Genomic DNA, 682 nt, shown 5'->3' with positions numbered 1-682 from the left:
AGTGACTACAACTTACAAACGACCAACCTGACCTGGAATAGCTCCACGATCAGCACGGCGAACCTCACCTTAGCCACGATCGGTAATGTCACCAAGACCTACGATGGCACCGCCAATGCTACCGTTAGCCTAGCGAACTTATCGATCACCGGTTTAGTTGCTGGTGATAGCTTGACCTTAAGTAATCTGACTACCGCCGCCTTTAATAGTGCGCACGTAGCCAATGCTAGCAACGTCACCGTTGGCAATCTGGCTTTAGCCACCGTTGCTGGTAACCACACCAGTGTGCTCAGTGACTACAACTTACAAACGACCAACCTGACCTGGAATAGCTCCACGATCAGCGCGGCCAACCTGACCTTAGCCACGACTGGTAATGTCACCAAGACCTACGATGGCACCGCAAACGCCAGCGTTGGCCTAGCCAATTTATCGATCACTGGTCTGGTATCAGGTGATAGCTTGACCTTAAGTAATCTGACTACCGCCGCCTTTAATAGTGCGCACGTAGCCAATGCTTCGAATGTGACTGTTGGCAATCTCGCTTTAGCTACTGTGTCTGGTAACCGCACTAGTGCTCTGAGTGACTACAACTTACAAACGACCAACCTGACCTGGAATAGCTCCACGATCAGCGCCGCTAACGTCACCTTGAGCGCCACCGGTAATATCAGTAAGGTCT

Annotated in this window: 1 protein-coding gene; it reads left to right on the top strand. The window is 51.2% G+C overall.

Going from position 1 to position 682, the window contains the following annotated elements; genetic code table 11:
- Nucleotides 1-682, top strand: a 682-nt coding sequence (locus ICN18_RS08415) for a YDG domain-containing protein (protein WP_216190067.1), incomplete at both ends; no start/stop codon positions are given.

The sequence above is a fragment of the Polynucleobacter parvulilacunae genome, from assembly GCF_018881715.1.
In the GTDB taxonomy this organism is placed as follows: Bacteria; Pseudomonadota; Gammaproteobacteria; order Burkholderiales; family Burkholderiaceae; genus Polynucleobacter; species Polynucleobacter parvulilacunae.
The sequence above is the reverse complement of the archived record's forward strand: the minus strand, read 5'-3'. Positions and strand labels throughout refer to the sequence as shown.